This is a genomic window from Mesorhizobium sp. M7A.F.Ca.US.007.01.2.1 (assembly GCF_003998165.1).
Classification (GTDB): Bacteria; Pseudomonadota; Alphaproteobacteria; order Rhizobiales; family Rhizobiaceae; genus Mesorhizobium; species Mesorhizobium ciceri.
Genome location: NZ_RZQP01000513.1, coordinates 1 through 698 on the forward strand (window position 1 = coordinate 1; position 698 = coordinate 698).

Below are 698 nucleotides of genomic sequence, written 5' to 3' on the forward strand. Positions count from 1 at the left end.
TCTCTCGCCCGGGACTAGAGTCCGGCGATGCGGATTCTTTTTGCATTTTTGACATCTCTGCTTGTTTCCGGCGTCATTTATGGCCCGGCATGGGCGGATGGTGCTGTCGCGCCGCCGTCCACTCAGGATGCACCGCCCGCCCCAACGACGAAACAAGCCCGCCTCGATCAGCTGTTCAGCGACTTGAAACGCGAACGCAACGAAAAGGCGGCGGAGCGCATCGCCGGCAACATCTGGAGCGAGTGGTCGCAATCCGGCAGCGCCTCGATCGACCTGATGATGCAATGGTCGCAAAAAGCCGTCGAGGGCCAGAAGTTCGACGTCGCGCTCGATTTCCTCGACCAGGTGGTGACTTTGCAGCCGACTTATGCCGAGGGCTGGAACCGGCGCGCCACCGTCCATTTCATGATGAAGAACTACGGCAAGTCGATGTCCGACATCGACCATACGCTGCAGCTCGAGCCGCGCCATTTCGGTGCGCTGTCCGGCCTGGCGCAGATCATGGCGTTGACCGGCCACAAGCAATCGGCGCTCGAGGCCTGGCAAAAGGTGCTGGCCATCTATCCGATGATGCGCAGCGCCCAGGACCAGGTCGGCACGATTTCGGAGGAACTTGCCGGTGAAGGCATTTGATTGCTCTAGGGGAGTAAGGGAATAGGGCAGTAAGACAGTAGGGGCAGATCGCACCTGCGGAACAC

General features: G+C 60.3%; 1 protein-coding gene. It reads left to right on the plus strand.

What is annotated here, in order from left to right; genetic code table 11:
• Positions 1-27 precede the first annotated feature (27 nt).
• Positions 28-633: a hypothetical protein gene (locus EN949_RS35535; protein ID WP_013529206.1), complete on the plus strand. Its 606-nt coding sequence runs from the start codon at positions 28-30 to the stop codon at positions 631-633.
• Positions 634-698 lie beyond the last annotated feature (65 nt).

Bases quoted from the DNA above. Each gene is read 5' to 3' on its own strand.
- EN949_RS35535 (WP_013529206.1), top strand. From the start codon at position 28: ATGCGGATTCTTTTTGCATTTTTGACATCTCTGCTTGTTTCCGGCGTC.